Annotated in this window: 22 protein-coding genes; 16 read left to right on the top strand and 6 right to left on the bottom strand. The window is 66.3% G+C overall.

Features of this window, described 5'->3' with window-relative positions; translation table 11 throughout:
* From DQG15_RS09965 to DQG15_RS09955, 3 genes are read left to right on the top strand one after another with little or no spacing between them, the layout of a single operon-like run.
* The gene (locus tag DQG15_RS09965) at positions 1-1,479 is read left to right on the top strand and encodes an aldehyde dehydrogenase family protein (protein WP_157968961.1); all 1,479 of its coding nucleotides are present in this window, start codon (positions 1-3) and stop codon (positions 1,477-1,479) included.
* 6 nt (positions 1,480-1,485) lie between these two features.
* Positions 1,486-2,673, top strand: a complete 1,188-nt coding sequence (locus DQG15_RS09960; protein ID WP_116084919.1) for a LarC family nickel insertion protein — start codon at positions 1,486-1,488, stop codon at positions 2,671-2,673.
* Positions 2,663-3,439, top strand: coding sequence for an adenine nucleotide alpha hydrolase (locus DQG15_RS09955; protein WP_116084918.1), 777 nt, complete (start codon positions 2,663-2,665; stop codon positions 3,437-3,439). Before DQG15_RS09960 ends, DQG15_RS09955 begins: the two co-directional genes overlap by 11 nt.
* Positions 3,440-3,442: 3 nt before the next feature.
* Here the strand turns inward: DQG15_RS09955 and DQG15_RS09950 are convergent, their stop codons facing one another.
* Positions 3,443-4,246, bottom strand: a complete 804-nt coding sequence (locus DQG15_RS09950) for an enoyl-CoA hydratase/isomerase family protein (RefSeq protein ID WP_157968960.1) — start codon at positions 4,244-4,246, stop codon at positions 3,443-3,445.
* Positions 4,247-4,248: 2 nt separating this feature from the next.
* Positions 4,249-5,190, bottom strand: a complete 942-nt coding sequence (locus DQG15_RS09945) for a dihydrodipicolinate synthase family protein (protein WP_157968959.1) — start codon at positions 5,188-5,190, stop codon at positions 4,249-4,251.
* 261 nt (positions 5,191-5,451) lie between these two features.
* On the opposite strand from DQG15_RS09945, the gene DQG15_RS09940 reads away from it, so the two are divergent.
* Both DQG15_RS09940 and DQG15_RS09935 read left to right on the top strand, forming a co-directional pair.
* Positions 5,452-6,987 (top strand): CoA-transferase, encoded by a 1,536-nt coding sequence (locus DQG15_RS09940; protein ID WP_232830794.1) that lies wholly within the window; start codon positions 5,452-5,454, stop codon positions 6,985-6,987.
* Positions 6,987-7,886 carry a dihydrodipicolinate synthase family protein gene (locus DQG15_RS09935; protein WP_116084911.1) on the top strand — a complete coding sequence of 300 codons (900 nt, stop codon included), beginning with the start codon at positions 6,987-6,989 and terminating at the stop codon, positions 7,884-7,886. The genes DQG15_RS09940 and DQG15_RS09935 overlap by 1 nt, the downstream gene beginning before the upstream one ends.
* On the opposite strand, the gene DQG15_RS18600 is transcribed toward DQG15_RS09935, so the two are convergent.
* Entirely contained in the window at positions 7,879-8,127 is a 249-nt protein-coding gene (locus DQG15_RS18600) for a hypothetical protein (RefSeq protein ID WP_116084909.1), read from the bottom strand. The two genes, DQG15_RS09935 and DQG15_RS18600, sit on opposite strands and share 8 nt — an antisense overlap.
* A 335-nt stretch (positions 8,128-8,462) precedes the next feature.
* On the opposite strand from DQG15_RS18600, the gene DQG15_RS18170 reads away from it, so the two are divergent.
* From DQG15_RS18170 to DQG15_RS09905, 6 genes are all read left to right on the top strand, one after another.
* Positions 8,463-8,633: a hypothetical protein gene (locus DQG15_RS18170; protein ID WP_157968958.1), complete on the top strand. Its 171-nt coding sequence runs from the start codon at positions 8,463-8,465 to the stop codon at positions 8,631-8,633.
* 231 nt (positions 8,634-8,864) lie between these two features.
* Positions 8,865-9,857, top strand: coding sequence for a TRAP transporter substrate-binding protein (locus DQG15_RS09925; RefSeq protein WP_157968957.1), 993 nt, complete (start codon positions 8,865-8,867; stop codon positions 9,855-9,857).
* 64 nt (positions 9,858-9,921) lie between these two features.
* Entirely contained in the window at positions 9,922-10,377 is a 456-nt protein-coding gene (locus tag DQG15_RS09920; RefSeq protein WP_232830793.1) for a TRAP transporter small permease, read from the top strand.
* A gap of 44 nt (positions 10,378-10,421) precedes the next feature.
* A complete protein-coding gene (locus DQG15_RS09915; protein WP_116084905.1) occupies positions 10,422-11,705 on the top strand; it encodes a TRAP transporter large permease in 1,284 nt (427 codons plus the stop codon).
* Positions 11,706-11,717: 12 nt separating this feature from the next.
* On the top strand, positions 11,718-12,446 hold the full coding sequence (locus DQG15_RS09910; protein ID WP_116084903.1) for an HAD hydrolase-like protein: 729 nt from the start codon (positions 11,718-11,720) through the stop codon (positions 12,444-12,446).
* A 20-nt stretch (positions 12,447-12,466) separates the two neighbouring features.
* Complete coding sequence (locus DQG15_RS09905) at positions 12,467-13,378, top strand: Gfo/Idh/MocA family protein (RefSeq protein ID WP_157968956.1); 912 nt, start codon at positions 12,467-12,469, stop codon at positions 13,376-13,378.
* Positions 13,379-13,406: 28 nt separating this feature from the next.
* Here the strand turns inward: DQG15_RS09905 and DQG15_RS09900 are convergent, their stop codons facing one another.
* Positions 13,407-14,516 carry a mandelate racemase/muconate lactonizing enzyme family protein gene (locus DQG15_RS09900; protein ID WP_116084900.1) on the bottom strand — a complete coding sequence of 370 codons (1,110 nt, stop codon included), beginning with the start codon at positions 14,514-14,516 and terminating at the stop codon, positions 13,407-13,409.
* A gap of 246 nt (positions 14,517-14,762) precedes the next feature.
* Here DQG15_RS09900 and DQG15_RS09895 point away from each other — a divergent pair, with 246 nt between their 5' ends.
* The 5 genes from DQG15_RS09895 to DQG15_RS09875 are packed head-to-tail and all read left to right on the top strand — an operon-like array spanning position 14,763 to position 21,142.
* On the top strand, positions 14,763-16,142 hold the full coding sequence (locus tag DQG15_RS09895) for an MmgE/PrpD family protein (protein WP_157968955.1): 1,380 nt from the start codon (positions 14,763-14,765) through the stop codon (positions 16,140-16,142).
* The gene (locus DQG15_RS09890) at positions 16,139-17,869 is read left to right on the top strand and encodes an iron ABC transporter permease (RefSeq protein WP_116084897.1); all 1,731 of its coding nucleotides are present in this window, start codon (positions 16,139-16,141) and stop codon (positions 17,867-17,869) included. The genes DQG15_RS09895 and DQG15_RS09890 overlap by 4 nt, the downstream gene beginning before the upstream one ends.
* 28 nt (positions 17,870-17,897) lie before the next feature.
* Positions 17,898-18,917 carry an ABC transporter substrate-binding protein gene (locus DQG15_RS09885; protein WP_157968954.1) on the top strand — a complete coding sequence of 340 codons (1,020 nt, stop codon included), beginning with the start codon at positions 17,898-17,900 and terminating at the stop codon, positions 18,915-18,917.
* Positions 18,918-18,922: 5 nt separating this feature from the next.
* A complete protein-coding gene (locus DQG15_RS09880) occupies positions 18,923-20,056 on the top strand; it encodes an ABC transporter ATP-binding protein (protein ID WP_116084894.1) in 1,134 nt (377 codons plus the stop codon).
* A 9-nt stretch (positions 20,057-20,065) separates the two neighbouring features.
* Positions 20,066-21,142: a mandelate racemase/muconate lactonizing enzyme family protein gene (locus DQG15_RS09875; protein ID WP_116084892.1), complete on the top strand. Its 1,077-nt coding sequence runs from the start codon at positions 20,066-20,068 to the stop codon at positions 21,140-21,142.
* 4 nt (positions 21,143-21,146) lie between these two features.
* Here the strand turns inward: DQG15_RS09875 and DQG15_RS09870 are convergent, their stop codons facing one another.
* Together DQG15_RS09870 and DQG15_RS09865 are read right to left on the bottom strand one after the other, a co-directional pair.
* Positions 21,147-21,350: a hypothetical protein gene (locus DQG15_RS09870; protein ID WP_116084890.1), complete on the bottom strand. Its 204-nt coding sequence runs from the start codon at positions 21,348-21,350 to the stop codon at positions 21,147-21,149.
* A gap of 504 nt (positions 21,351-21,854) precedes the next feature.
* Entirely contained in the window at positions 21,855-23,099 is a 1,245-nt protein-coding gene (locus tag DQG15_RS09865; protein WP_116085565.1) for a lytic murein transglycosylase, read from the bottom strand.
* Positions 23,100-23,214 lie beyond the last annotated feature (115 nt).

The following is a 23,214-nucleotide window of genomic DNA, read 5'->3' as shown; positions in this document are numbered from 1 at the left end:
ATGACGATTCGGCGCCTGTCCCTGCCCCAAAGCCCGCGAGAGTTTTCCATGCGGATCGGGGGCAAGGTGATCGCCCCCCGCGAGCGCGACGTGATCGAGAGGGCAAACCCCGCCCACGGCACCGTCGTGTCGCGCTACCCCCGCGCCACGCCGGATGATGCGAAGGCCGCCATCGCCGCCGCCCGCGAGGCCTTCGACGACGGCCGCTGGTCGCGCCTATCGGGCGCCGAGCGCGAGGCGACCATGCGCGAGGTCATCCGCCTTATTGAGGAAAACCGGGCCGAGCTGCGCGAGATCGAGGCGCTCGAGACCGGCAAGCCCATCGGCCTCGTCGATCGCGAGATGGGTGGCACCATCGCCCACTGGACCTACGCCGCGACGCTGGCCCGCCACACCTACGGCGACACCTACGACACGCTCGGCGGTGACTCGATGGGGCTCATCTTTCGCGAACCGGTGGGCGTTGTCAGCCTCATCACCCCCTGGAACTATCCCTTGATGATCGCGAGCCAAAAGCTGCCGTTCGCGCTGGCCGTCGGCTGCACCGCGATCCTGAAGCCGTCCGAGCTGACTTCGGGCACATCGCTTCGCCTCGCCGAGCTGCTGGTCGAGGCGGGAATGCCCGAGGGCGTCGTGACCATTCTGCCAGGCTACGGTCAGGAGCTGGGCGAGACGCTGTGCACCTCGGACGACGTGGACATGGTGTCCTTCACCGGTTCGACCCGGGTCGGCCGCATCATCGGCCGCCAGGCGGGCGAAGGGCTCAAGAAGGTCTCGCTCGAACTCGGGGGCAAGGGTGCGCATATCGTCATGGACGACGCCGATCTCGAAGCCGCCGCTGCCAAGGTCGCGCTCGGTGCGACGCGGAACGCGGGCCAGGCTTGCGTGTCGGGCTCCCGGCTGGTGGTCGACCGCTCGATCGCGAAGAACTTCGTCGATGCCGTCATTGCCGAGATCGAGACGCTCAAGGTGGGCGATCCGCTCGACCCCGAAACGACCTTCGGCCCGCTTGTCAGCGACACGCAGAAATCGCGGGTTGAAGGCTATATCGCCTCGGGCGACAGCGAAGGCGCAACGCGGCGCTGGACAATGGACACGCCTGATCTCCCCGGCCATTTCGTGCGGCCCACGGTCTTCACCGATGTCGCCTCGCGAATGACCATCGCGCAGGACGAGATATTCGGACCCGTCTTGTCGGTGATCGAGGTCGACGGCCCCGAGGAGGCGATCCACGTCGCCAACGACACGCCATACGGGCTGGCGGCCGGGCTCTGGACGCGCGATATCGACCGGGGGCTGCAGATGGCTCGAAAGCTGAAGGTGGGAACGGTCGAGATGAACACCTTCCTTGCGGGCGCGCCCGAGCTCCCCCTGTCAGGCCACGGCGCCAGCGGCACCGGTCACGAACGCGGCCGCTTCGCAGTCGAGGAGTTCACCCATCTCAAGACAATCCAGGTCCAGCTCGGAAAGATGCGGTAGGCGACGATGGCGCAAGACCAACCAGCGGGATTCGCGGGCACGCTGCACCTTGATACCGTCGGAGGGATAGCGGGCGACATGTTCGCGGCCGCCCTTCTGGATGCGTTTCCGGGCCTGTGGTCGCAGGTGCAGTCGGACGTGGCCGCGATCCTGCCCGAGGGGCTCGGAGCGACGTTGTCCGAGGTGATGCGCGGCAGTCTCAGGGCGCGCCATTTCACGATGCACGGGGCTGAGGCCGCACCGGACGTGATCCAGCATTACACCGATCTCGACGCGCGCATCCGGCAGGCGGACCTGTCGCCGGGCACCGCCGAACGCGCGGCGGCGATCCTGCGTGCGCTGGCCGGAGCCGAGGCGCGCGTACACGGCACCACCCTCGAGCGGGTGCATTTCCACGAAGTCGCGGATTGGGATTCGTTGATGGACGTGGTCGCGGCGGGGAGCATTGCCGCCGCGCTTGGCGGGGCGCGCTGGCAGGTCTCGGCGCTGCCGCGTGGGTCCGGTCGGGTCGCGACACAGCACGGTCTTCTGCCGGCCCCGGCGCCTGCCACGCTCGAGCTGCTCGAGGGTTTCGACTTCGTCGACGACGGCATCGCGGGCGAGCGCGTCACGCCCACCGGCGCCGCGATCCTGAACGTGCTTGTCGCCCCGGCGGACCGCGCCCCTACACCGCTGGGGCGGCTGGTGGCCACCGGCTTCGGTGCGGGCACGCGCGACTTGCCGGGCATCGCCAACGTCCTGCGGGTCAGCGCCTTCGCCACGGACACGGCGGTAGACGATGACGTGATCGCAGTCCTCGAATTCGACGTGGACGACATGACCGGCGAGGAGATCGCGACCGCCGCCGAACGGTTGCGACAGATGGCCGGCGTGCGCGACCTGTCGCTGGGCCAGATCATTGGCAAGAAATCCCGCCCCGCCTGCCGTTTCTCGCTTCTGGTCGAGCCGCAAGCGCTCGACGCCGTGGCCGAGGGCTGTTTCACCCAGACTTCCACCATCGGGCTGCGCCACCGGACTGAACGGCGCCGTGTGCTCGCCCGGCAGGAGCGGGGCCGCGCCAAGATCGTGGAGCGGTCCGGAGACCTGACCGCCAAGGCCGATGCCGACGGGCTGCGGGCCGAAACCCTTTCGGGCCGCCGGGCCGAGGCCGCCGCCATCGAACGGGACGTGGCGGGGGGCGGCGATGACTCCTGAGGCCGAAAGACTGGCCGCCGCGCTGCGCCGCCATCCGGACCTCACGATCGCGGTCAGCGGCGGCGTCGACAGCATGACGCTGGCGGCCTTCGCCCACCGCACCATCCCCACGCGCATGGTCCACGCCGAATCCCCAGCCGTCCCGATCGAGGCGACCGCGCGGCTGCGCGACATGGCTCACGGGCTGGGCTGGGATCTCCGGGTGGTCGAGGCCGGCGAATTCTCCGACCCAGACTACCTGCGCAACCCGGTTAATCGGTGTTTCTTCTGCAAGTCGAACCTCTATGACCGGATTGGGACGTTGACGGACGGCCCTATCGCGTCGGGCGCCAATACCGACGATCTGGGCGACTACCGCCCCGGCCTCGACGCGGCGCGGCGGCGCGGCGTGGTCCATCCGCTGATCGAGGCGGGCATCGACAAGGCGGGGGTTCGGCGACTTGCGCGCCGTCTCGGGCTCGGCGACGTGGCCGAGCTTCCGGCCCAGCCCTGCCTGTCTAGCAGGGTTGAGACCGGGTTGCCGATCCGGGCCGAGGACCTGCGCTTCATCCACGCTGTCGAGCGCGCCGGGCGCGAGTTGCTTCCGGAAATCGGGACGCTGCGCTGCCGGGTCCTGCATGAAGGGGTCGTCATCGAGACGAGCCCCCTGGCCGAAGATGAGCGCGCCGCACTCGAGGCGCTGGCCGCCGCCATGGCGGCGGATGCGGGGCGCCCAATTGCCGGGTGGCGCCCCTATCGCCGCGGATCGGCCTTTCTCACGGGCTGAGCGTCATTTGCCGGTGAATTTTGGCGCCCGCTTCTCGACGAAGGCCAGTGTGCCCTCGCGTTTGTCGGCGGTCATGTTGTTGCGCCAGATCGCGTCGCGCTCCACGGCAATGCCGTTTTCCAGCGTCGCCCCAACCGCCGCGCGGATGCAGGCCTTGGTGTTGCGGACCGCGACCGGGGCACGCTCGGCGATGATGGAGGCCATCTCGACGGCCCGGTCGGCGGTGTCCGAAGGGTCGCAGATTTCGACCACCATCCCGAGCTGATGCGCCCGTTCGACGTCGATGGGCTCCCCCGAGAACAGCATCCACGACGCGACCCCCTGCCCCAAGCGCCGCGGCAGACGCTGCGTGCCCCCGTCGCCCGCCATGCCACCGATCTTGACCTCGGGCTGGCCGAACTGGGCGTTGCTGCCCGCCACGATGAAGTCGCAGACCATCGCCAGCTCGCAGCCCGCGCCGAAGGCGATGCCGTTAACGGCGGCGATCAGCGGCTTCTTGAAGGCGTCGATACCGCGCCAAGCGGCGACACGGGCCAGATTGTTGGCGGTGCCATCGGGGCCCTTTTCAAGCATCTCCTTAATGTCGGCGCCCGCCGCAAAAATGGTCTCGCCGCCGGTGATGACGACGGCGCGCACCTCGTCATCGGCCTCGAGCATGTCCAGAAGGCGCCCGATCTCGATCACCATCGAGCTGTGCAGCGCGTTCTTCTTCTCCACCCGGTCGATGCGGATCAGCGCGACATGGGGAGCCGGCCGTTCGAGCCTGATCTTGTCGGTCTGGTCACCGGTCTTGTCGGTCTGGTCCACGGTCATTGTCCCTTCCCCGAAGGCAGATAGCGCGTGTCCGACAGGCCGTGCCGGTCCATTATCCGGTCGATCGCCGCGCGGTCGGCGTCGCTGACCGACACCTGCGGTGCGCGGCAGGTCAGTTCGGGAAAGACGCCTTGCCGATGCAGCACGTATTTCATCCGCGCGCGGTAATCGCGGAGCGGATTGCTCCAGACGAACCGGGCGAGCGGGCCGAGTGCGTTCCAGATCTCGTAGGCCTCGGTCGCCTTGCCGTCATTGGCCAACGTGACCATCCTCGACAGCTCGGCGGTAGCGGTGGCACCGAAGCCAATCAGCGCGCCCCGGCAGCCGAGCAGAAGCGCCTCGAGGATGAAGGTGTCGTTGCCGGTCAGAACCGCGAAATCGTCGCGGACATCTTCCACCTCCTCAAGGATCTCGGCCGTCCGCTCGATGTCGAAGGCTGCGTCCTTGATGGCGACGATTCCGTCGATGTCGGCCAGGGCCTTGATCGCGCCGGGCGGATAAGCGGCGTTGGCGGTCTGGAAGGCGATCAGTGGAAGGTCCACCACGTCGTTGATGGCCCCGTGGAAGTCGGTGACCATCGAGGCGGGCAACGGCTTTGACATGAAGATCGGCAGCGGCGGAAAGACAACCAGCCCCTCGGCGCCCTTGTCTTCCATCCGGCGGGCCAGATCGACGGCGGCGGCGGTGTTCGGCTGGGATATTCCGGCGATGATCTTCGTGCCGTCCGCGACGCGCCGCGCACGCTCGACCGCCTCGGCCATCTCATCCCAAGTCATCGACGTGACCTCGGCCGCCGCCATGTTGACGGCGATGCCCTCCGGCCCGGTGTCGGCGATCCCGGCGATATAGGTGTCGTAGGTCTGCCAGTCGATCGACCCGTCCGTCTGGAACGGCATGACAATGGCCGGAATCAAGCCCGATTGAAAAGTCGCGTTCATTTGCATCTCCTTGGCGGGACGTCTCTTTCTGGTCGGCCCGCCCCTCGGGCCCGGGCCGGGCGAGGCGCCCGGTTTCGCGAATTTTAGCCCCCAGAATTGATAAATGTAAGCCCTTACATTCTGAACCGTCTTGCTGACCCTCGCCCCGCGAACCACCGGACTGAAAGGAAACTATGCTTGTATAAGCCTATAAGTTCGTCATACCGTACCAATCACTGAAAAAATCACGAAAGAACCGCGCAGACCATGCCAGTCGTCCAAATGACTCCTGAAAGCGTTTCCAAGGAAATCCCGGACGGGGCGACCTTGGCCGTGTCCGGTGGCGGCTACCGGGTCGTGCCGGAAACACTGATCGAGGCCGTGGCGGCGCGCTTCGCGGACTCCGGCGCGCCGACGAATCTGACGGTGATCGCCATCGCCATGGTCGAGCGGGCGCGTGCCGGCAGAGGCGGCGCTGCGAGCGGACTGAACGCGCTCGCCCGAAAGGGCCTCATGGGGCGGGTCATAACCTCAAGCTTCAGCCGCGCCTCGTCGAACGAACTGAACCAGCTGATCGAGTCGGACCAGACTGCCGCCTACAACATCCCCATGGGCACGCTGGTCCAGCTTCTACGCGCAACGGCCGCCGGGCGGAGGGGCCTCGCTACGCCGGTCGGCATCGACACCTTCGTCGACCCGCGGCTCGGCGGGGGCCGCGTGAATACGTCCGCGCGCGAAGATATCTGCGAAGTGGTTACGCTCGGCGGCCAAGAGCAGCTGTGGTATCCGCGCCTGCCCGTGGACGTGGCGCTGATCCGTGCCAGCGCCGCGGACGAGCGAGGCAATCTCTATTTCGACACGTCCGCCTTCGATCACGGTACGATCGAACTGGCCATGGCCGCGCACAATTCAGGTGGCAAGGTTTTCGCCGAGGTGGGCCGAATCGTCCCCGTGGGCGAAGTGCATCCCCGGATGGGCCGCATCCCCGGCCCGCTGGTGGACGGCATCGTCGTCAACCCCGAGGTCTGGGAGGATGCCGAGGCGCCCCACCTGACCGGCGCTGCGCGCCCCGAACTTGACCCGCCGGCGCCGCGCAACCTGCCGCGCGACCTGATCGCCCGCCTCGCCGTCGCGCGCATGCCCGAGGGCGCGATGGTCAACCTCGGTGCAGGACTGCCGATGTACGATGTGCCCGAGGCCGCCCGCGCAATGAAGCGGGACGATATCTATTTTACGGTCGAACAGGGCCCGATGGGCGGCTGGCCGCAGGTCGGCGGCGTCTCGCGCCACCCCGAGTTGATCCTGGACCAGAACGAGGTGTTCCAGTTCTACGAAGGCGGTGGGCCGGACTACACCATCCTGTCCTTCGGCGAGGTGGACCGCCACGGCAATATCAACGTCAGTCGCCTCGGGGGCATGCTTCCGGGCTGCGGCGGGTTTATCAACATCTGCCATGGCATCCGCAATCTGGTGTTCTGCGGCACTCTGACGACTGGCGGGCTGGACGAGACGGTGGCGGCAGACGGCGTGTCAATCGCCACCGAGGGGCGGATCACCAAGTTCGTCGAGCAGGTCCAGCAGATCACCTTCAATGCCGGGGCGTGGACGGCGCGCGGCAAGACCGCAACCATCGTCACCGACCGCGGCATCTTCGGACTGACGCCGGACGGGCTGACGCTAGAGGAAGTGGTGCCGGGCATCGACGTGCAGCGCGATATCCTTGACCGCATCCCGTTCCCCGTTGCGGTGCGCGATGATCTGAAAACCGTCAATCCAGGGCTTCTCGTTTCGGCCGCCGAGTCGAAAGGGACAGCCTGATGACCTCCGACACCAGGACCGAGACGGGTGAGCTACACGTTCCGCTCATCACGCCGCTTGGTCCCGACGGGGCGCCAGACGCCGACAAACTGGTAATGCTCGCCCAGCGCGTGATGGAGGAGGGCGCCGATGGCCTCGTCCTGTTCGGCACGCTGGGCGAGGCGCAATCGTTCTCGGTGCCCGAGCGGATGGCCGTATTCGACGCCCTGCTGGAGGGGGGAATCGCGCCCGACCGGCTGATCGTGGGAATTGGCGCCGCGGCTCTGCCCGACGCGGTGAGCCTCGGGCGTCACGCCGCCCACAAGGGGTGCCTGCGCCAACTGCTGCTGCCACCGTTCTTCTTCAAAGGCATTGGTGCCGTCGGTCTGACCGCGTTCTTCGACGCGGTGATCGCCGGCATCGGGCGGGCCGACCTGCGTCTTGTGATCTACGACATCCCGGGCGTCGTCTCAGTCGAGGTTCCGCAGGGCGTGATCGCCGACCTGCGCGAGCGCCACGGCGACGTGATCTGGGCGCTTAAGGACAGCGTGCCTGACCTTGCCCATGTCGAAGCGTCGCTGTCGGGCCTGCCCGGCCTGTCCGTCTTCGTCGGCAACGAGATCTTCCTGCCCCGCGCCATGGAGCTTGGCGCGCGCGGCGCGATCTCGGGCCTCGGCAATATCGCGCCCCGCCAGATGAAGGCGCTCTGCCGTCCCGATGCGGGCGGCGATCCGGCCTATGGGCACCTGACCCGCCTCTACGACGCCATCGGCAAGCTGCCGGTTGTGCCGACGGTCAAGGCACTGACGGCCCACCGGCTGGGCGATCCGTCTCTTGCCGTGACGCGAGCGCCGCTGCCGACGGTGGACGTGTCGGGCAATGCCACACTTCTGGATCTGATGGAGGCTTTCGTCACATGACCTGACCGGCGCTTTGAGTGCCACTGAAAACGCCGTGGTCCCGATCGACAAACCCGGTGAGGGCTTGGCACAGCGCTGACATCTGGTCGACCGTGGCGCAATCGGTTTCGGCCGCGACGGCCTCTGCCGGTCCGGTCACGCCGCGCGGCATCGGCTTCGACGCCAGCTGCTCGCTGGTCGTCCCCTGCGCGGATGAGGGCCCCTTGTCGGCCGACCCGAATCGGCGCGAAGGCTGGGACATTATGATAGGGCTGGACCACCGCGCCGGGGGGCGAGGCTTAGGACATCAACGCCGCCGTCCTCGACCGGGTGGGCGGGCGCATCTTGCTAGAGATGGAGGTGTTCAAGACGCACTGGCTCAAGCGCAGCCTGCCCGGCACACATGGCCCTGTCAGATAAGACGCTGGTGCGGCGCAGGTTCGCCACGATCCAGGCGCTGGCCCCACCTCACCCGCGCCATATCCCAAGCGATGCGCGCCGCCGAGGGCGGCAAGATCGGGGCACTCGTGGCAAGAGGCAGACTGGCGCAGAACCCCTGGTACCGGCGCGAAAAGTGCCGATGCGACCGGCCTTCCCGTGATCGCGCCCGACCAGCTCAAACCGGTGCTGCTCGGCTCGACGATCCTCGGGGCGGTAGCGGCGGGGATTGCCCCCGACCTTATGGTGAATATGGCGAGCATGAACGGCCCGGCCCGCGTCATCGAACCAAGGGGCGGTGTGGTCGCCGCCTATCACAACCGAAAGTAACGCGTTCACCAACGGATGACCGATGATTTCGCCGCCTGCCTCGCGATCATGAAGGAGACCGCCGATCAGCGCATAAACCCGGAAGCCCGATTGACATCCACGATGCGAACATTCATCGTGAAACCGCTTACATAAATAATGTACCCATATGACATAGTGATACATTATGTGTTAGGCACAAATAGGAGAAGCGCTTTCACAATAAGTGAGACGCGCAAGGGAGGAAGCATAATGAAACCAATCACCGCAGCCCTCTGGGCTGGTGTCAGCGTCTGTATTGCTCTGCCTGCGGCTGCACAGGACCTGACTATCCGCGTCGGGACCGTGTACCAGCCGGACCACACCATCTCGAAAGGCACCGCTGAGTTCGCCCGCATAGTCGAAGAGGAATCAGGCGGTTCCATCGAGGTGCAGCCGTTCTATTCGGAAGAGCTCGGGACCGAGCGCGAGATGGCTGAGATGACCCGCGCCGGCGGCATGGAGATGGTGCTGTCGGGCCTGCCCGGGACTGGCGCATTCGTGCCCCAGCTCGAGGTGATGGAAGCCTTCTACACCTATGGCGATGTCGAAGACCTTGCCCGCGTGGTCGAAGCGATCTCGCCCGATCTCAACGGCTTTATGGAGCCGCAGGGCTTCCACATGCTGGGCGCCATGTACCAGGGGCCGCGCAACCTGCTCGCCAACGAGCCGGTGCGAACGCTTGCCGACATCGAAGGCATGAAGATGCGGATCCCGCAGACGCCGCTCTTCGTCACGCTTGCCCAGTCTTGGGGCGCGACGCCGACGGCGATCGCCTTTTCCGAGGCCTACACCGCGCTTGAGAACGGCGTCGTGGACGCCATCGACGGTACCGCGGAATCCATGGTTACGTCTGGCTTCAGCGAGCAGGTCAAGAACCTGACCCTGACGCGGCACAACTTCTATCCCCAACCAATGGTCGTGAACCTCGATTGGTGGAACGGCCTTACGGACGAGCAGCGCGCCATCCTTGAGGACGCCGCCGCGCGCGCCTCCGAATACCAGCTTGGCCTGCATACCGAAGCCGCCAATGCCGCCATCGCGCGGATGGAGGAAGAGGGCGTCACAATCATCGAGCCCGACAACATCGAAGAATTCCGGGAACCGGTGCTGGCTGCGATGGACGGGTACATCAAGGACAAGGGTGACGACGTATACGCGGTCTACCAGAAGATGCTGGAAGTCGCCGGATCGGACGAAGACTGATCCCCAAGGCTGAACCTGAGGCGAGGGCGAGATGGACAGGATCTATCGCAATACGATTGAAACAATGATCATTCTCGGCCTCGTCTTGATGGTCGCTATGACGTTTACCTCCACGGCCATGCGGGTCGTAGGCTACGGGGGGCTCTACTGGGCCGAAGAGGTGACGCGCTACATAAGCGTCTGGGTCGTCTTCCTCGGCTCCGGGCTCGGCGTTCGCTACGGCGTCCATCTCAGCGTCGACATCGTGCTCGAACTGGTTCCCCACGCCCTGCGGTTGCCGCTGCTGATGTTCAGCCATGCGGCGTTCCTGATCTTCGCAGGCGTATTGGTCTGGTTCGGCTGGGAGCTGGCGATCTCGAACTACGCACAGCAATCGGCGTCGCTGCGCATGCCGATGACCTACGTGCATATCGCCATTCCCGTCGGCGGGGCGCTGATGATCTTCGAGACGCTGCGGCTCGCCATCAGGGACATCCAGGGTAAGCCGCGCGAATTCGGCGGCGAGGCATCGGCGGACTGATCTCCGCTTCATTCACTGATAATTATTTCCGGGACAGCGACACGATGGTTGGCACTCTTTTTGGCTCCTTTCTGATCCTTCTCGTTTTTGGCGTGCCCATCGCAGTCGCCATCGGTCTCGGAGCGATGGTTCCCATGCTGATGCAGGGCAACGTCCCTCTGACGCTGGTCATCAGCCGCATGTTCGGCGGCATCGACTCCTTTCCGCTGATGGCGATCCCGTTCTTCGTACTGACCGGCACGCTGGCCACGTCCTGCTCGCTGACGGACAAGGTGGTGGGCCTCGCCGCCTACCTCGTGGGGCAGATGCGCGCGGGCCTTGCCCATTGCAACATCGTCGCAGCGATGCTGTTCGGGGGCATCACCGGATCCGCCGTCGCCGAAAGCGCCGCTCTCGGCTCGATCCTGATCCCCGGCATGACGTCCAAGAAATACCCGCCGTCCTATGCCGCAGCCATCACTTCGACCGCGTCGGTGATCGGCTCGATCATCCCGCCGAGCACGCTGATGATCATTTACGGCTACCTCACCGGCGTCTCGACGGGCCGGCTGTTCCTCGGCGGCGCCATTCCCGGCCTGCTCGTGGGCCTCGGGCTCATGCTGACCGCGCACATCCAGGCGGTGCGGCTGGGCATCGGGGTCGATCCCGACCTTGAGAAGCGCAGCCTCGCCGGGTTCACCCGCGTGTTCCGGGAATGCGGCCCTGCGCTCCTGATCCCGCTCATCATCCTGGGCGGTATCGTCGGCGGCGTCTTCACCCCGACCGAAGCGGGCGTTGTCGCCGTGGTCGTAGTCCTGCTCCTGGGCCAGCTCGTCTACGGCGGCTTCGGCCTGCGGTCCCTGCGCCGCGCCTTCCTCGAGGCGGGCTATACGACGGCGATGGTCTTCCTGATCTTGGGTGCCTCGACGGTCTTCGCCAACATGCTGACCCGCGCACGCTTCCAGTCGACGCTCATCAGCCTTCTGGAAAGTGTCAGCGGCGTCCCCGAAATCCAGATGATGCTGATCCTGCTGTCGCTGATCTGCCTCGGGCTCTTCATCGACGCGACCGCCGTGCTCATCATGTTCGCGGCACCGCTTGCCGCGGTCTGTGCCGGGATAGGCTACGATCCGGTCCATTCGGGCGTCGCGATCGTCATCGCCTGCCTGATTGGCGGCGTCACCCCGCCCGTGGGCACGCTGCTTTTCATCGCGGCGGGCATCGCGCGAATATCGATCACCGAGGCGTCAAAGGGCGTGCTGCCCTTCGTGCTGATGCTGATGCTGATCAACGTCGTGATCGCGCTGATCCCGGCCCTCGTGCTTTTCCTTCCGAACCTGTTGTTCTGACGCGGGATCGAGATGAGCGCCCTGCCCCCCACGATCCGCGCCCTGACCGTCGATACCGGCGGCACAGTTCTTGACTGGTACTCGGGTATCCTGCGCGAGCTTCAGGAGTTCGGTCGGACGCGCGGCCTGACCGCCGACTGGTCGGCGGTGGCCAAACGCTGGCGGCGCCTGTCCACGGTGATGGTCGATGACGGCATGCCGCAGGAGAACGGCATCGCCACACTCGACTTCGACGACGTGCTCCGGATCACGCAGGAACAGACCTGGCGGGAATTCGGACTGCCCGTTGCCGATGCCGATACTCGGGCCGAGCTTCTGGCTATGTGGCGCAGGCTCGATCCGTGGCCGGACGTGCGGCGCGCCCTGCCGCGACTGCGCGCGAAATTCCGCGTGGCGCCCTTCACCATCCTCAAGACGACCATGCTGATCGAGACCTCGCGACGCGGCGGGCTGGACTGGGATTGCATCATCTCGTGCGAGATGATCGGCACCTACAAGACCAAGCGCCCCGCCTATGACACGGCGGCGCATTGGCTCGGGGTCGCTCCGGCGAACATCCTCATGGTGACCGGCCACAACAACGACCTGATCGCGGCGCATTCCTATGGATTCCGCACGGCCTTCATCCATAGGCCCAAGCAATGGGGCGACGAGCCCCCGCAATTCCCCGAAGCCGACGACCGCGCCGATTTCGTGTGCCGCGACTTCGCGGACCTCGCCGAACAGCTAGGATGCCCCTGACGCTGACCACAGGAGACAGCATGACCAAACCCCTCAGGTTCGGCGTTGTCGGCACAGCCCATTGGGCGCGCGCCGTTCACCTTCCCGCCCTCAAGGCCCATCCCGGCACCGAACTGGTTGCCGTCATGGGCCGCGACCCGGATCGCACTGCCGAGGTAGCCGATACGTTCGGCATCCGGGCCATGGACGATTTCGACGCGCTTCTCGCCAGCGTCGATGCCGTGTCCTTCGTCATCCCGCCCGCAGCGCAGGGCGATCTTGCGATCCGCGCGGCCGAGGCGGGCAAGCACCTGATCCTGGAAAAGCCGCTGGCGGGGGACCTTGCCGCCGCGACGCGGCTGGCCGATGCGGTGCGCGCCTCAGGTGTGGGCGCGATCTGTTTCCTGACCCGTCTCTATATCGACCGGGTGCAGGAGTTCGTCGCGCACGCTCGAGGCAAGGCCGCCTCGGGCCTCGCCCGGTTCCGGTCGGGCGCGCTTTTGTCGGGTAGCCCCTACAGCCAGTCCGCTTGGCGGCAGGAGGAATACGGCGCGCTCTGGGACGCGGCGCCGCACGGGCTCAGCGTGTTGGAACAAGTTCTGGGACCGATCGCGCACCTGACCGCAAATCCTGACGGCGAGGGAGGCGTAGTGATCGAGGCCACCCACGAGGGCGGTTCGGCATCGCGGTTCGAGCTCAACCTGAACGACGCCACCGTCGATCTGCTCGAGGCCTATAGCTTCGAGACGCCCGCCGGACCGATCGAGATCGGGAACTTTCAGTATGACCGTCCGACCGCGTTCGGGCGGGGGATCGACGCACTGCTCGAGCAGGTGCGCTCTGGCCCGCTGGAACGCTCGCTGTCCTTCGCGCTGCATCTGATCGCGGTTCTGGAAGCGGCCGAAACCAGCCTGCGCCGCGACGGGGCCGAGGTGCCGGTGGCCGACGCCTGACGGCCCCGTGGCCGGAGCCGCCCTTGCCTCAGTCCCGCTCTTCGTGCTCGCGGATGAAATCCTCGTTCAGCTCGAGCCCGAGACCCGGCAGGTCCGGCACGTGCATCATGCCGCCCACGGGCACCGGCGCGTCCTTGAAAACATGGGCGGTGATCGGCTCGAACAGCTTCAGCCTCTCGAGGAAGGGCACGTTGAACGTCGCCGCCGCAAGTTGCAGGTGAATATTCTCCATCGCGTGCGGGGCAAAGCGCAGGTTCCAGGCCTGGGTCAGAGCCGCGATCTTCAGCATCTCGGTATAGCCGCCCGCTCGCGCGCCATCAGCCTGAACGATGTCGGCCGCTTCGGCCAGGATCAAGTCGCGCACGCCGAAACGGGTATATTCGTGCTCGCCCGTCGCCACCGGAACGTCGGTCCCCTGCTGGAAGCGGCGCAGGCCCGGAATGTCGTCGGCAAAGACAGGCTCTTCAAAGGCGAGGATGTCGTACTCGCGGATGCGGTTGGCCAATTGCACCGCCGTCGCCGCGTCGAAGGCGTTGTTGGCGTCCACGAGGATCCCGATGTCGGGGCCAACCGCCTCGCGAACCTTGCGTACCCGCTCGACATCGCGGCGGATATTGCGTCCGCCCTCGACGCCCACCTTGAACTTCACGATGCCATAGCCTTCGGCGACCATGCCGGTCATCTCTTCGATCAGCGCGTCGTCGTCGTAGGAGGTCCAGCCGCCGCTGGCGTAGACGGGCACCTCGGTGCGGTCGCCGCCGATCAGGCGGTAGATCGGCACGTCGAACCGCTTGCCCTTGAGGTCCCAAAGCGCCGTGTCCACCGCGCTCAAGGCGGCGAAGGTCAGGCCCTTGCGCCCGATCCCCCGCAGGTAGTGGAACAACTCCTGCCAGATCGCCTCGGTCTCGAGCGGGTCACGCCCGACCAGCCTGGGGCGGAACGTCCGCTCGATCAGGTCGCGCGTCGCTTCGCCGCCGACCTCGTGGTACGTCACGCCGATCCCCGTCAGCCCGTCCGACGTGCGGACGCGCACGACGAGCATCCCGACGGTTTCCACAGTCCGCGTCGCGTCGGCGAAGCCGGCTGCGACTGGCAGCGACACGAGCCGCGCGTCGATATCGGCAATGGTGGCAGGCATTCGATCTGTCCTTCTTCGTTGAGCTCACGGCTGGATAACACCGATGTAAGCGCGCTCAAAGTGAATTGAGCTTAGCCCCCACCGATCGGTCGACCCCCCAATATTTCACTCTTCTACCCGATTTATGGATAATCTGGGCCTGTATCATCGTCCAGTCTTGCCCAATCGTTGGAAACCAAATATGTAACCGCTTACATATACAGTCCGGTCACACCTTGGCGGGACGGCAAGGCGAAGGAACGGCCATTGGCGAGCGCAGACCAGAGCACCGGTGCGGAACCCTCGCGCGGAGCCGTGTTCTACGCCTTCGCGGAAGCGGCCCGGACCGCCGAGTTGCCGGACCACGTCCGCGCCAAGACTGAAATGCAGGTTCTCGACACCGTGGCCGCCATCGTCTCGGGCGCGGCGCTCGAAGCGGGACGCGCTGCGCAGGCTTACGTCACGGGGCTTGGTGGACGGGGCGACGCGACTATACTCGGCACCCGCATCAAGGCGTCCATGGTCGATGTGGCCTTCGCCAACGGCATGTCGGCCCATGCCGACGAATCCGACGATTCCCACGAGACCAGCCAGACCCACCCCGGATGCGCGATCCTGCCGGCGGTGTTGGCCGTGGCCGAAGCGCGCGGCAGCACCGGCGACCAAGTGCTGCGCGCCACCTGGATGGCCTATGAACTGATCATCCGCTTCGGCGAGGCGGTCGCGCCCGCCATGAGCTTCGCGCGCTCGTCCCGGTCCTGCCACGCGCATACAGGCCTGTTCGGCGCAGGCCTCGCGGCGGGCAGCTTGATGGGATTTCGCGCCGACCAGTTCCGCGTGCTTGCGAACTACCTCGCACAGGAGGCGTCGGGCTTGACCACCTGGCGCCTCGACACTGCGCACACCCTTAAAAGCTATACGTTTTCGGGGATGCCCGCCGCCAACGGCACCCGCGCCGCTGCGCTGGTGGATGCGGGCTTCACCGGCGACGGCGACGTGTTAGATACGTCGGACCGGAATATCTTCGACGCCATCTCGCCCGATTGCGATATCTCGCGGCTCGACCCGCCCTACGATTCGTTCCGAATCCTCGAAACCGACATCAAGAAATATTCGGTCGGCTTCCCAATAGCCGCCCCCGTCGCCGCACTCGAGGCACTGATCGACACGCACGGGCTGGCACCGGGGGCCGTCTCGGCCCTGCGGGTGCGCTACCACCTCGACTGGTACAACGTCATCGGCGACGAGAACCGCATGGCGGACCTCAACCTGCGCTACTGCCTTGCCGCCACGCTGCTGAACGGCAAGCTCGACTTCGCCACCACTCATGACGGGGCGCGCATGGAGGACCCGGCAATCCTCGACGTGGCGGAGCGTATCGCCTTTCTGCCGCCTGAGGACGGCCAGGACCGGTTCGAGGCGCGGATCGAGGTCGACACGCCGCAGGGCGCCCTTTCGGAACGGCAGGGACTGATGGTCAAAGGCCGAATGGGAAATCCCATGACCCTCGAAGAAGTGCGTGCCAAGGCGCATGACCTTCTGTCCTCGGTCATGACCGGCGCCAAGGCCGACGACGTGATCGCGGCGGTCGCGGACCTGCCGCGCGCGAAAGACATCGGGGCGCTGGTCGCGCTCTGCGCCCCATGACCGCCGCTGCGCCGGAGACTACCCAGGGCGGCACCGTCGCCATATGGAGCCGCGCGGCCTATGCCGTCTCGGCCCTGGTGCTCGTCTGGCTGATCCTGTTGCCGTTCGGCGCGATCTTCCTGACGAGCTTCCTTGAGGGCGATGGCGGACTGTCGGCCTATGCCGAGTTTCTCGCAAGCCGGTCCCTGCGGACGGCGACCTGGAACAGCATCCTCGTTGCGATGGGGTTGGCCGGCCTCAGCGCGGTGATCGGCACCGCGCTGGCCTTCGGGGTGGCGCGTACGCGGATGCGTTTCAAGGGGCTGGTGCGGGTCACCATGATCCTCGCCCTCATCAGCCCCGAATTCCTGCTGGCGATGGGCTACATCCTGCTGGCGGGGCCGAACGTCGGCTACGCGAACATTGTGTTGCGCGAACTGTTCAGTATGGACGTGCGCACCGGACCTTTCGACATCTACACGCTCTGGGGACTGGTGTTCACCGCCCTGCCGAGCGGGGTGTCTTTCGTCTTTCTCGCGCTCGTGCCTGCCTTCGGCTCGATGGACCCCGCGCTGGAGGATGCAGCCCGGCTCAAGGGCGCCTCGCCCCTGCGCACGATCGCGACCGTCACCCTGCCGCTTGCGCGGCCCGCGATCTTGGCGGGCACGCTTCTCGCCTTTGCCACCAGCCTCGCGATGTACGGCCCGCCCGAGATGCTGGGGATTCCGGTCTTGACCGTGTCAATCCGCGAGTCACTGCTGGGCCTCGACTTCGACGAAGCGTCGGTCGCGGCCGTGGTACTGGTCGGCATTTCGATCCTTGCGCTGTTACTCCAGCGCTATGGGATCCGCCATCCCGAACGCTACCGCACCATTTCAGGCAAGGCCTTCGCCGCGCGAACGCTGGATCTTGGCTGGCCCGAGCACCTGTTGACTGCGTTCGGGCTGCTCTATGTCGGCGTCGCGCTGATCCTGCCGTACGGCACCATGCTGGCCGTCAGCCTGATGAAGAGCATCGGCAACGGTTTCACGGCGGACAACTGGACGCTCGCCAACTTCTCCACAATCCTCGGCGACGACTCGATCCGCAAGGCGGTGTTCCTCAGCCTGCGGCTTGCCGCGGCCAGCGCCGCTGTCGTCGCGGTATTCGGCGTGATCGTCGCCTATGTGGTGGTGCGCACCCGTCAGCCCGGCCGCGCCATACTCGACTACATCTCGGTCCTGCCGCTGGCAGTGCCGGGCACCGCGCTCGCCTTCGCGCTGATCGTGATCTATCTCAGTGAGCCGTTCCGCCTGCTTGGCTTCTACGGCACGCCCGCGATCCTGCTTTTGGCCTATCTAGCGCGGTTCATCCCGCTTGGCGTGCGCAACAGCCAGTCCGCGCTTTTGCAAGTCTCACCCGAGCTCGAGGAGGCGTCGCGCGTCTTCGGCGCGGGCGAGTTGTCCACGCTGCTCAGGATCACCCTGCCGCTGATCCTGCCGGCCTTCGTCTACACGTTCCTTTTGGTCTTCGTACTGGCGATCCCCGAGCTCAGCGCGTCCATCGTGCTGCGCGGGTTCGACACACAGACCATCGCCACGTCGGTTCTGAGCGTGTGGAACGGCAATGGCGGCCTCGCCGTCGCCTGCGCCTACGGTATCTCGATCTTCGTCACCGTCTCGCTGTTGTTCCTGCTCGCCCTCTTGGCCCGGCGCCTTGCCGCGGCATGGGGCGGACAGGCCGACGCGGCCCCCGCCGCGACTCACTGACGACCCATCACAAGGAGGAGGAAAGACCATGAGACATTCCATCGCGAGAGGCTGCGCGGTCGCGGCGATCCCGCTTCTGGGCGCCCTGCCCGCCCTCGCCCAGGACGGCAACCTGCGAATCTACTCGGCCTACCCGGACGAGCACATGGCCGCCCTGATCGAGGGCTTCGGCGCACAATATCCCGATGTTGACGTGCAGGTCTCGGTGCAGCCGGGCGAACAGCTTCTGTCCACGCTCGAGCTCGAGCTGAGGGCCAACGCCCCCCAGGCCGATCTCGTCGGCCTGAACCAGGCGTCCATCGCGGCGCTGGCGGCCGATCACGACGCCTTCGCCGAATACCGGCCCGAAGGCCTGACGAACGTGCGCGAGAACCTGCGCGACGCCTCGGGGCTGTCGGTGCCGGCCTGCGTCAATGTCTACCTGATCCAATACAACACCAACGCCATCTCGGAAGACGAGGCGCCTGAATCGTGGATGGACCTGACCGATCCCCAGTGGGCCGACCAAGTAGCCATGGCCGATCCGGCCAGTTCGCAGTCGATCCAGTCGTTCCTGTGGTTCATCTCGGAATATCTGCCCCAGAACGGAAACGGCGACTTCGGCTGGGACTACTTCGGCAAACTGACGGAAAACGGGGTAAGGCTCGAAGGCTCGCACGGCACGATCCGCGACCTGACCGCGGCGGGCGAGCGTCCGCTGGCCGTGCAGCTGCTGGCCAACGGTCAAACCTCGGCCAACCGGGGCGATCCGACCAGCCTTGTGTGGCCGACCGAAGGCTCGCCGGGCGAGGTGTCGTCTTTCGCCATGCTGGACGGCGCTGCCAACCGCGAGGCGGCGCAAGCCTGGCTCGACTTCATTGTCAGCCCCGAGGCGCAGGCGATCATGCCAGACGCTCTTGGCTGCGCGCCGGTCCTGACCGAGATCGGCTACAGCTTCCCCGACGGTACCGCTGTGGGCGACGTGGACATCGTGGCAGTGGACTCGACCTGGATCGCCGAGAACCGCGAGGCCCAGATCGAGGCCTTCGAAGAGGCCACGGGCAACTGAGCGACATGTCCACCTCGCACCAAGAACCCGGCATCGGCGACGACACGTCGCCGGGCCTCGAGCTGGTCGACCTGCGCAAGCGGTTCGGCGCCTTCGAGGCCATTCGCGGCGTCGATCTCGCCGTGCCGCGCGGCCACATGGTGTCGTTGATCGGCCCGTCCGGCTGCGGCAAGACCACGACCCTGCGCATGATCGCGGGTCTGGAAACCCCGACCTCGGGCAAGGTGATCGGCCATGGCCGCGTGTTGTCGGACGGTGCCAGCGTCGTGCGCCCCGAGCTGCGCGAGATGGGCATGGTGTTCCAGACCTATGCGCTCTGGCCGCACATGACCGTCGCCCGCAATATCGGCTATGGGTTAAAGCAGAAGGGCCACGAAAAGGCCGCCATCGCCTCCCGTGTGGACGAAGTGCTGAAGATGGTCGGCATGGCCGTACATGGCGGCCGCTACCCGAGCGAGCTGAGCGGCGGCCAGCAGCAGCGCGTCGCCCTCGCCCGCGCCATTGCCTCGCGGCCCGACATCCTCCTGTTCGACGAACCGCTCAGCAACCTCGACGCGGTGTTGCGCGAACAGATGCGTTTCGAGATTCGAAATCTCCAGCAAGAGCTCGGGATCACCAGCGTCTACGTCACCCACAGCCAGGAAGAGTCGCTGGCCCTGTCGGACACCATCGTCGTCATGAAAGACGGCGTCATCGTCCAGACCGGTGCCCCGCGCGAGATCTACGACCGCCCCCGAAACGCTTTCGTCGCGGGGTTCATCGGGCTGACCAACATCCTGTCGTTGACCGGGGTGCGAAACACGGACCGTGCCGTCACCGGCTGGCTCGAGGACGGCACCTCCGTCACCGCCACGTCACAGGGCGCCCCTGCCGTCGCGGGGGATACCGCCAGCGTCTCTGTCCGTCCGTCCGAGATCGCGATCGACCCTGAGGGGACCCACCCCCCCGAGGGGCGCAACACGATCGCCGGGTCCGTCCGCGATGTCGTCTTCACCGGCGGCGTCATCGACTATTTTGTCACGACCGCCGCCGGGCTGGAGCTGCGGGTGCAGGCCGTCCCGCCCTTGCGCGCCGAGCGCGGCCAATCCGTCATCCTGAGCTTCGACGAGGCCAAGACCGTCATCCTGGAACGAGACTGAGGACCGCCCATGACCATCATCAACGCCGAGAGCTGGATCTTGCGTTTTCCCTCGAACCGCCTCGCCGCCGAACGCGCCGACGAGGAGTTCGAGCTGATCGGCGTCACCATGACCGACAGTTCGGGCATGCAGGGCACCGGCTGGACCTTCACCTCGGACTACGGCGGAGGCGCGGCGATCAAGGCGCTGCTCGATACCGTGCTGCTGCCCCGCGTCGTCCAGCGCGAAGCGCTGGAGGTGCGCGCTCTGAACGGCGAGCTGTTCCATTTCACCCACCGGCTCGGCCACGGAATCACCTCCATGGCGATCTCGGCCATCGACGTCGCACTCTGGGACCTGCACGCACGCCTTCAGGGCATCTCGGTCGCCAAGGCGCTTGGTCAGGTGCGAAACCGGGTGCCCTGCTACGGCAGCGGCAAGGCCAGCCCGTCCCTGCCGCTCGAGGACCTGGTCGAGACCTCGGCGGACTATATCCGTGACGGACTCGACGCGGTTAAGGTGCGCGTCGGGCGCGACACCTCGGCCGATCCGCACCGCCTCGCCGCCGTGCGCGAGGCGATCGGCCCGTCGCCCAAGATCATGATCGACGCAAACGAACGACTTGGGCTCGAAGCGGCGCTGCGCCTCGGGCGGACCCTGGCAGACCATGATATCTACTGGTTCGAGGAACCGATCTACGCACATGACTTGGACGGCTATCGCCGCCTTCGAGCCGAGCTGCCGATGGCGGTGGCCGGGGGCGAGCACTTCCATTCGCGGCGGACGTTCTTCCACTTCGCAGGTCGCGACTGTCTCGACATCCTGCAACCCGACCTCTGCTTCATTGGCGGCTTCACCGAGGCAATGAAAGTGGCCGAATTGGCCGACGGCATGGGTCTCGCCGTGGCACCCCATTTCATGACGGTGCTGCACATCCACCTCGCCGCCGCCACGCCGCGCCCCTCCTGGCTGGAATTTTACCCGTTCATGGACGACCTGCTGGTCCACGCGCTGCAGATTGAGGATGGCCACATCGTCGTTCCGGACTGTTTGGGCCATGGGGTCGAGTTCACCGAGGATGCTTGGAAAACCTGGCGCGCCGCTTGAACGGTCAGGCAACCCGTTCAGCCCGGCCGCCATGGGCCGCAACCTGCGCGTCGGCGGTCAGGAGCGGTATCGCCTCGGTGCGGGACTGGGCGACCCGAATGCGATCGAACTGGTTACAGTGGATAGGCGGCGGGTCGGCCACGGCCAGCCCTTGCAGCTCGGTAACCGGCAGTTCGACATAGACCGCAGCAGGACATCCCGCCCGCATCGCCGCGCTTTCGGCCGGCCGCGCCGCGGAACGGGTTCTGATCGGGTCGATCTTCAGCGGTGCCGGCGATCATGTGCGGCAGGTCATGGAGCCGGCATCCAATCTTCGACACGCCTGAGTTCTCGATAACGAGCACCTCCTCGCACTCTCGCTCTTCACTGCCCGCATGCTCACCGAAACGCTGCTCGGCGACGACTTGGAACGCATGCTTCGAGACGAGCGGTGCGTGCGGAAGAGCTCGTGCATGGACGATGCCCCATGCGATCCGACCGCCCAGTTCCACGCTCGAAGAGTAGACGAAGGCCGTAGCCCAGTCATCCTCATCGATCAGCCGAGATCATGGTCGATCTCACATTCGGAAGGGAGACCAAAGCGCCACCAGGGCCGGATACAAGATTGTACTCTGCCTGCACACAGCTTGGACAAACCGAACACCGCCTGACCTGATAAAACGCCTAATTTCAACCCTTTGGGAACACCCGGCGAAGTCATCTCCGGCAGGCCTCAGCGCAGCTTTGCCAGGACCGCGGCGGAGGCGAACCCGTCCGGTGCGAGGCCGACGGAGCGTTGCCATTGGCGGATCGCGGCGGTCGTGTCCGGCCCGATCTTCCCGTCGACACCGCCGGTGGAGAAGCCGGCCAGAGTCAACCGCTCCTGGAGCTCCTTGCGCTCGGTGAGGGCGAGGGGACGCTCCCCCCGTGGCCAGGCACCACGGATCGGCCCCGAGCCCGCGATGCGGTCGGAGAGGTGGCCCACGCCGATCACGTAGGCGTCGGCGGAGTTGTAGCGCTCGATGACGCGGAAGTTGTCGAAGATCATCAGGGCGGGACCGTTGATGCCCGCCGGGATGAGGATGGACGCCTGCCCGTGATCCGGGACCGAGCCGCCCGAAACGGACCGCACGCCGAGCCGCGCCCAGTCGGACGGTCGCCGCTTCGTCTCCTTCCCCGTCAGCGCGGCGTCGAAGCCCTGCGGAAGGACCACTTCGACGGCCCAGGGCTGGCCCCGGTTCCAGCCGTGCTTCGCGAGATAGTTCGCGGTCGAGGCGAGCGCGTCGGTCGGATCGTCGGACCAGATGTCCCGCCGGCCGTCTCCCCTGAAGTCCACGGCGTAATCGAGATAGGAGGTCGGCATGAACTGCGTATGGCCCATCGCCCCGGCCCAGCTGCCGGTCATGGAGCGTGGCGCCACGTCTCCCGACTGCAGAATCTTCAGAGCGGCGATGAGCTGTGCCTCGAAGAACTCGCCCCGCCGCCCGTCATAGGCGAGGGTGGACAGGGAGCTGACGATGTCCGACGAGCCGCGCATCGCGCCGTACGCGCTTTCCATGCCCCAGACCGCCGTGACGACCTCGGCCGGAACGCCGTACCGCGCCTCGATGGCCGAGAGGGTCCCCTGATGCCGGGCCAGCGCATCGCGGCCGTTCGCGATGCGGGCGGTGCTGACCGCACCGTCTAGATACTCCCAGATCGCCTTGTGGAACTCGGCCTGGCTGCGGTCCCGCCGGATCGCATCCTCATCGTAGGTCACGCCGGCAAAGGCGCGGGACAGGGTCTCGCCCCGGATGCCCTGATTCTGCGCCCGCGCGGTGAAGCCGGCGATCCACTGGTCGAATCCCGCGTTGCGGGTCGGTTGAATGCTCACAGGCCCTCCGGCTGGCCGAGCCCCCGGCCGTATCGACGTTTCCACCGGTCCGGCGCAGCCCATCGGCCCGAACGCCACGCCAGCCAGTATCAATCCCGTCGCCATCATTCGTTTCATGTCTCTGCCCTCGTTATTGTCACTGCTCGTGCAGCGTGTTTTTCGGCGAGGATACGCACCCACGGGCCATCGCGGAAGGAGAGCCGTGCTGCGGCGGGGCAAA

The sequence above is a fragment of the Tropicimonas sp. IMCC34011 genome, assembly GCF_003390865.1.
In the GTDB taxonomy this organism is placed as follows: domain Bacteria; phylum Pseudomonadota; class Alphaproteobacteria; order Rhodobacterales; family Rhodobacteraceae; genus Tropicimonas_B.
This window is presented reverse-complemented; position numbering and strand designations above follow the sequence as displayed.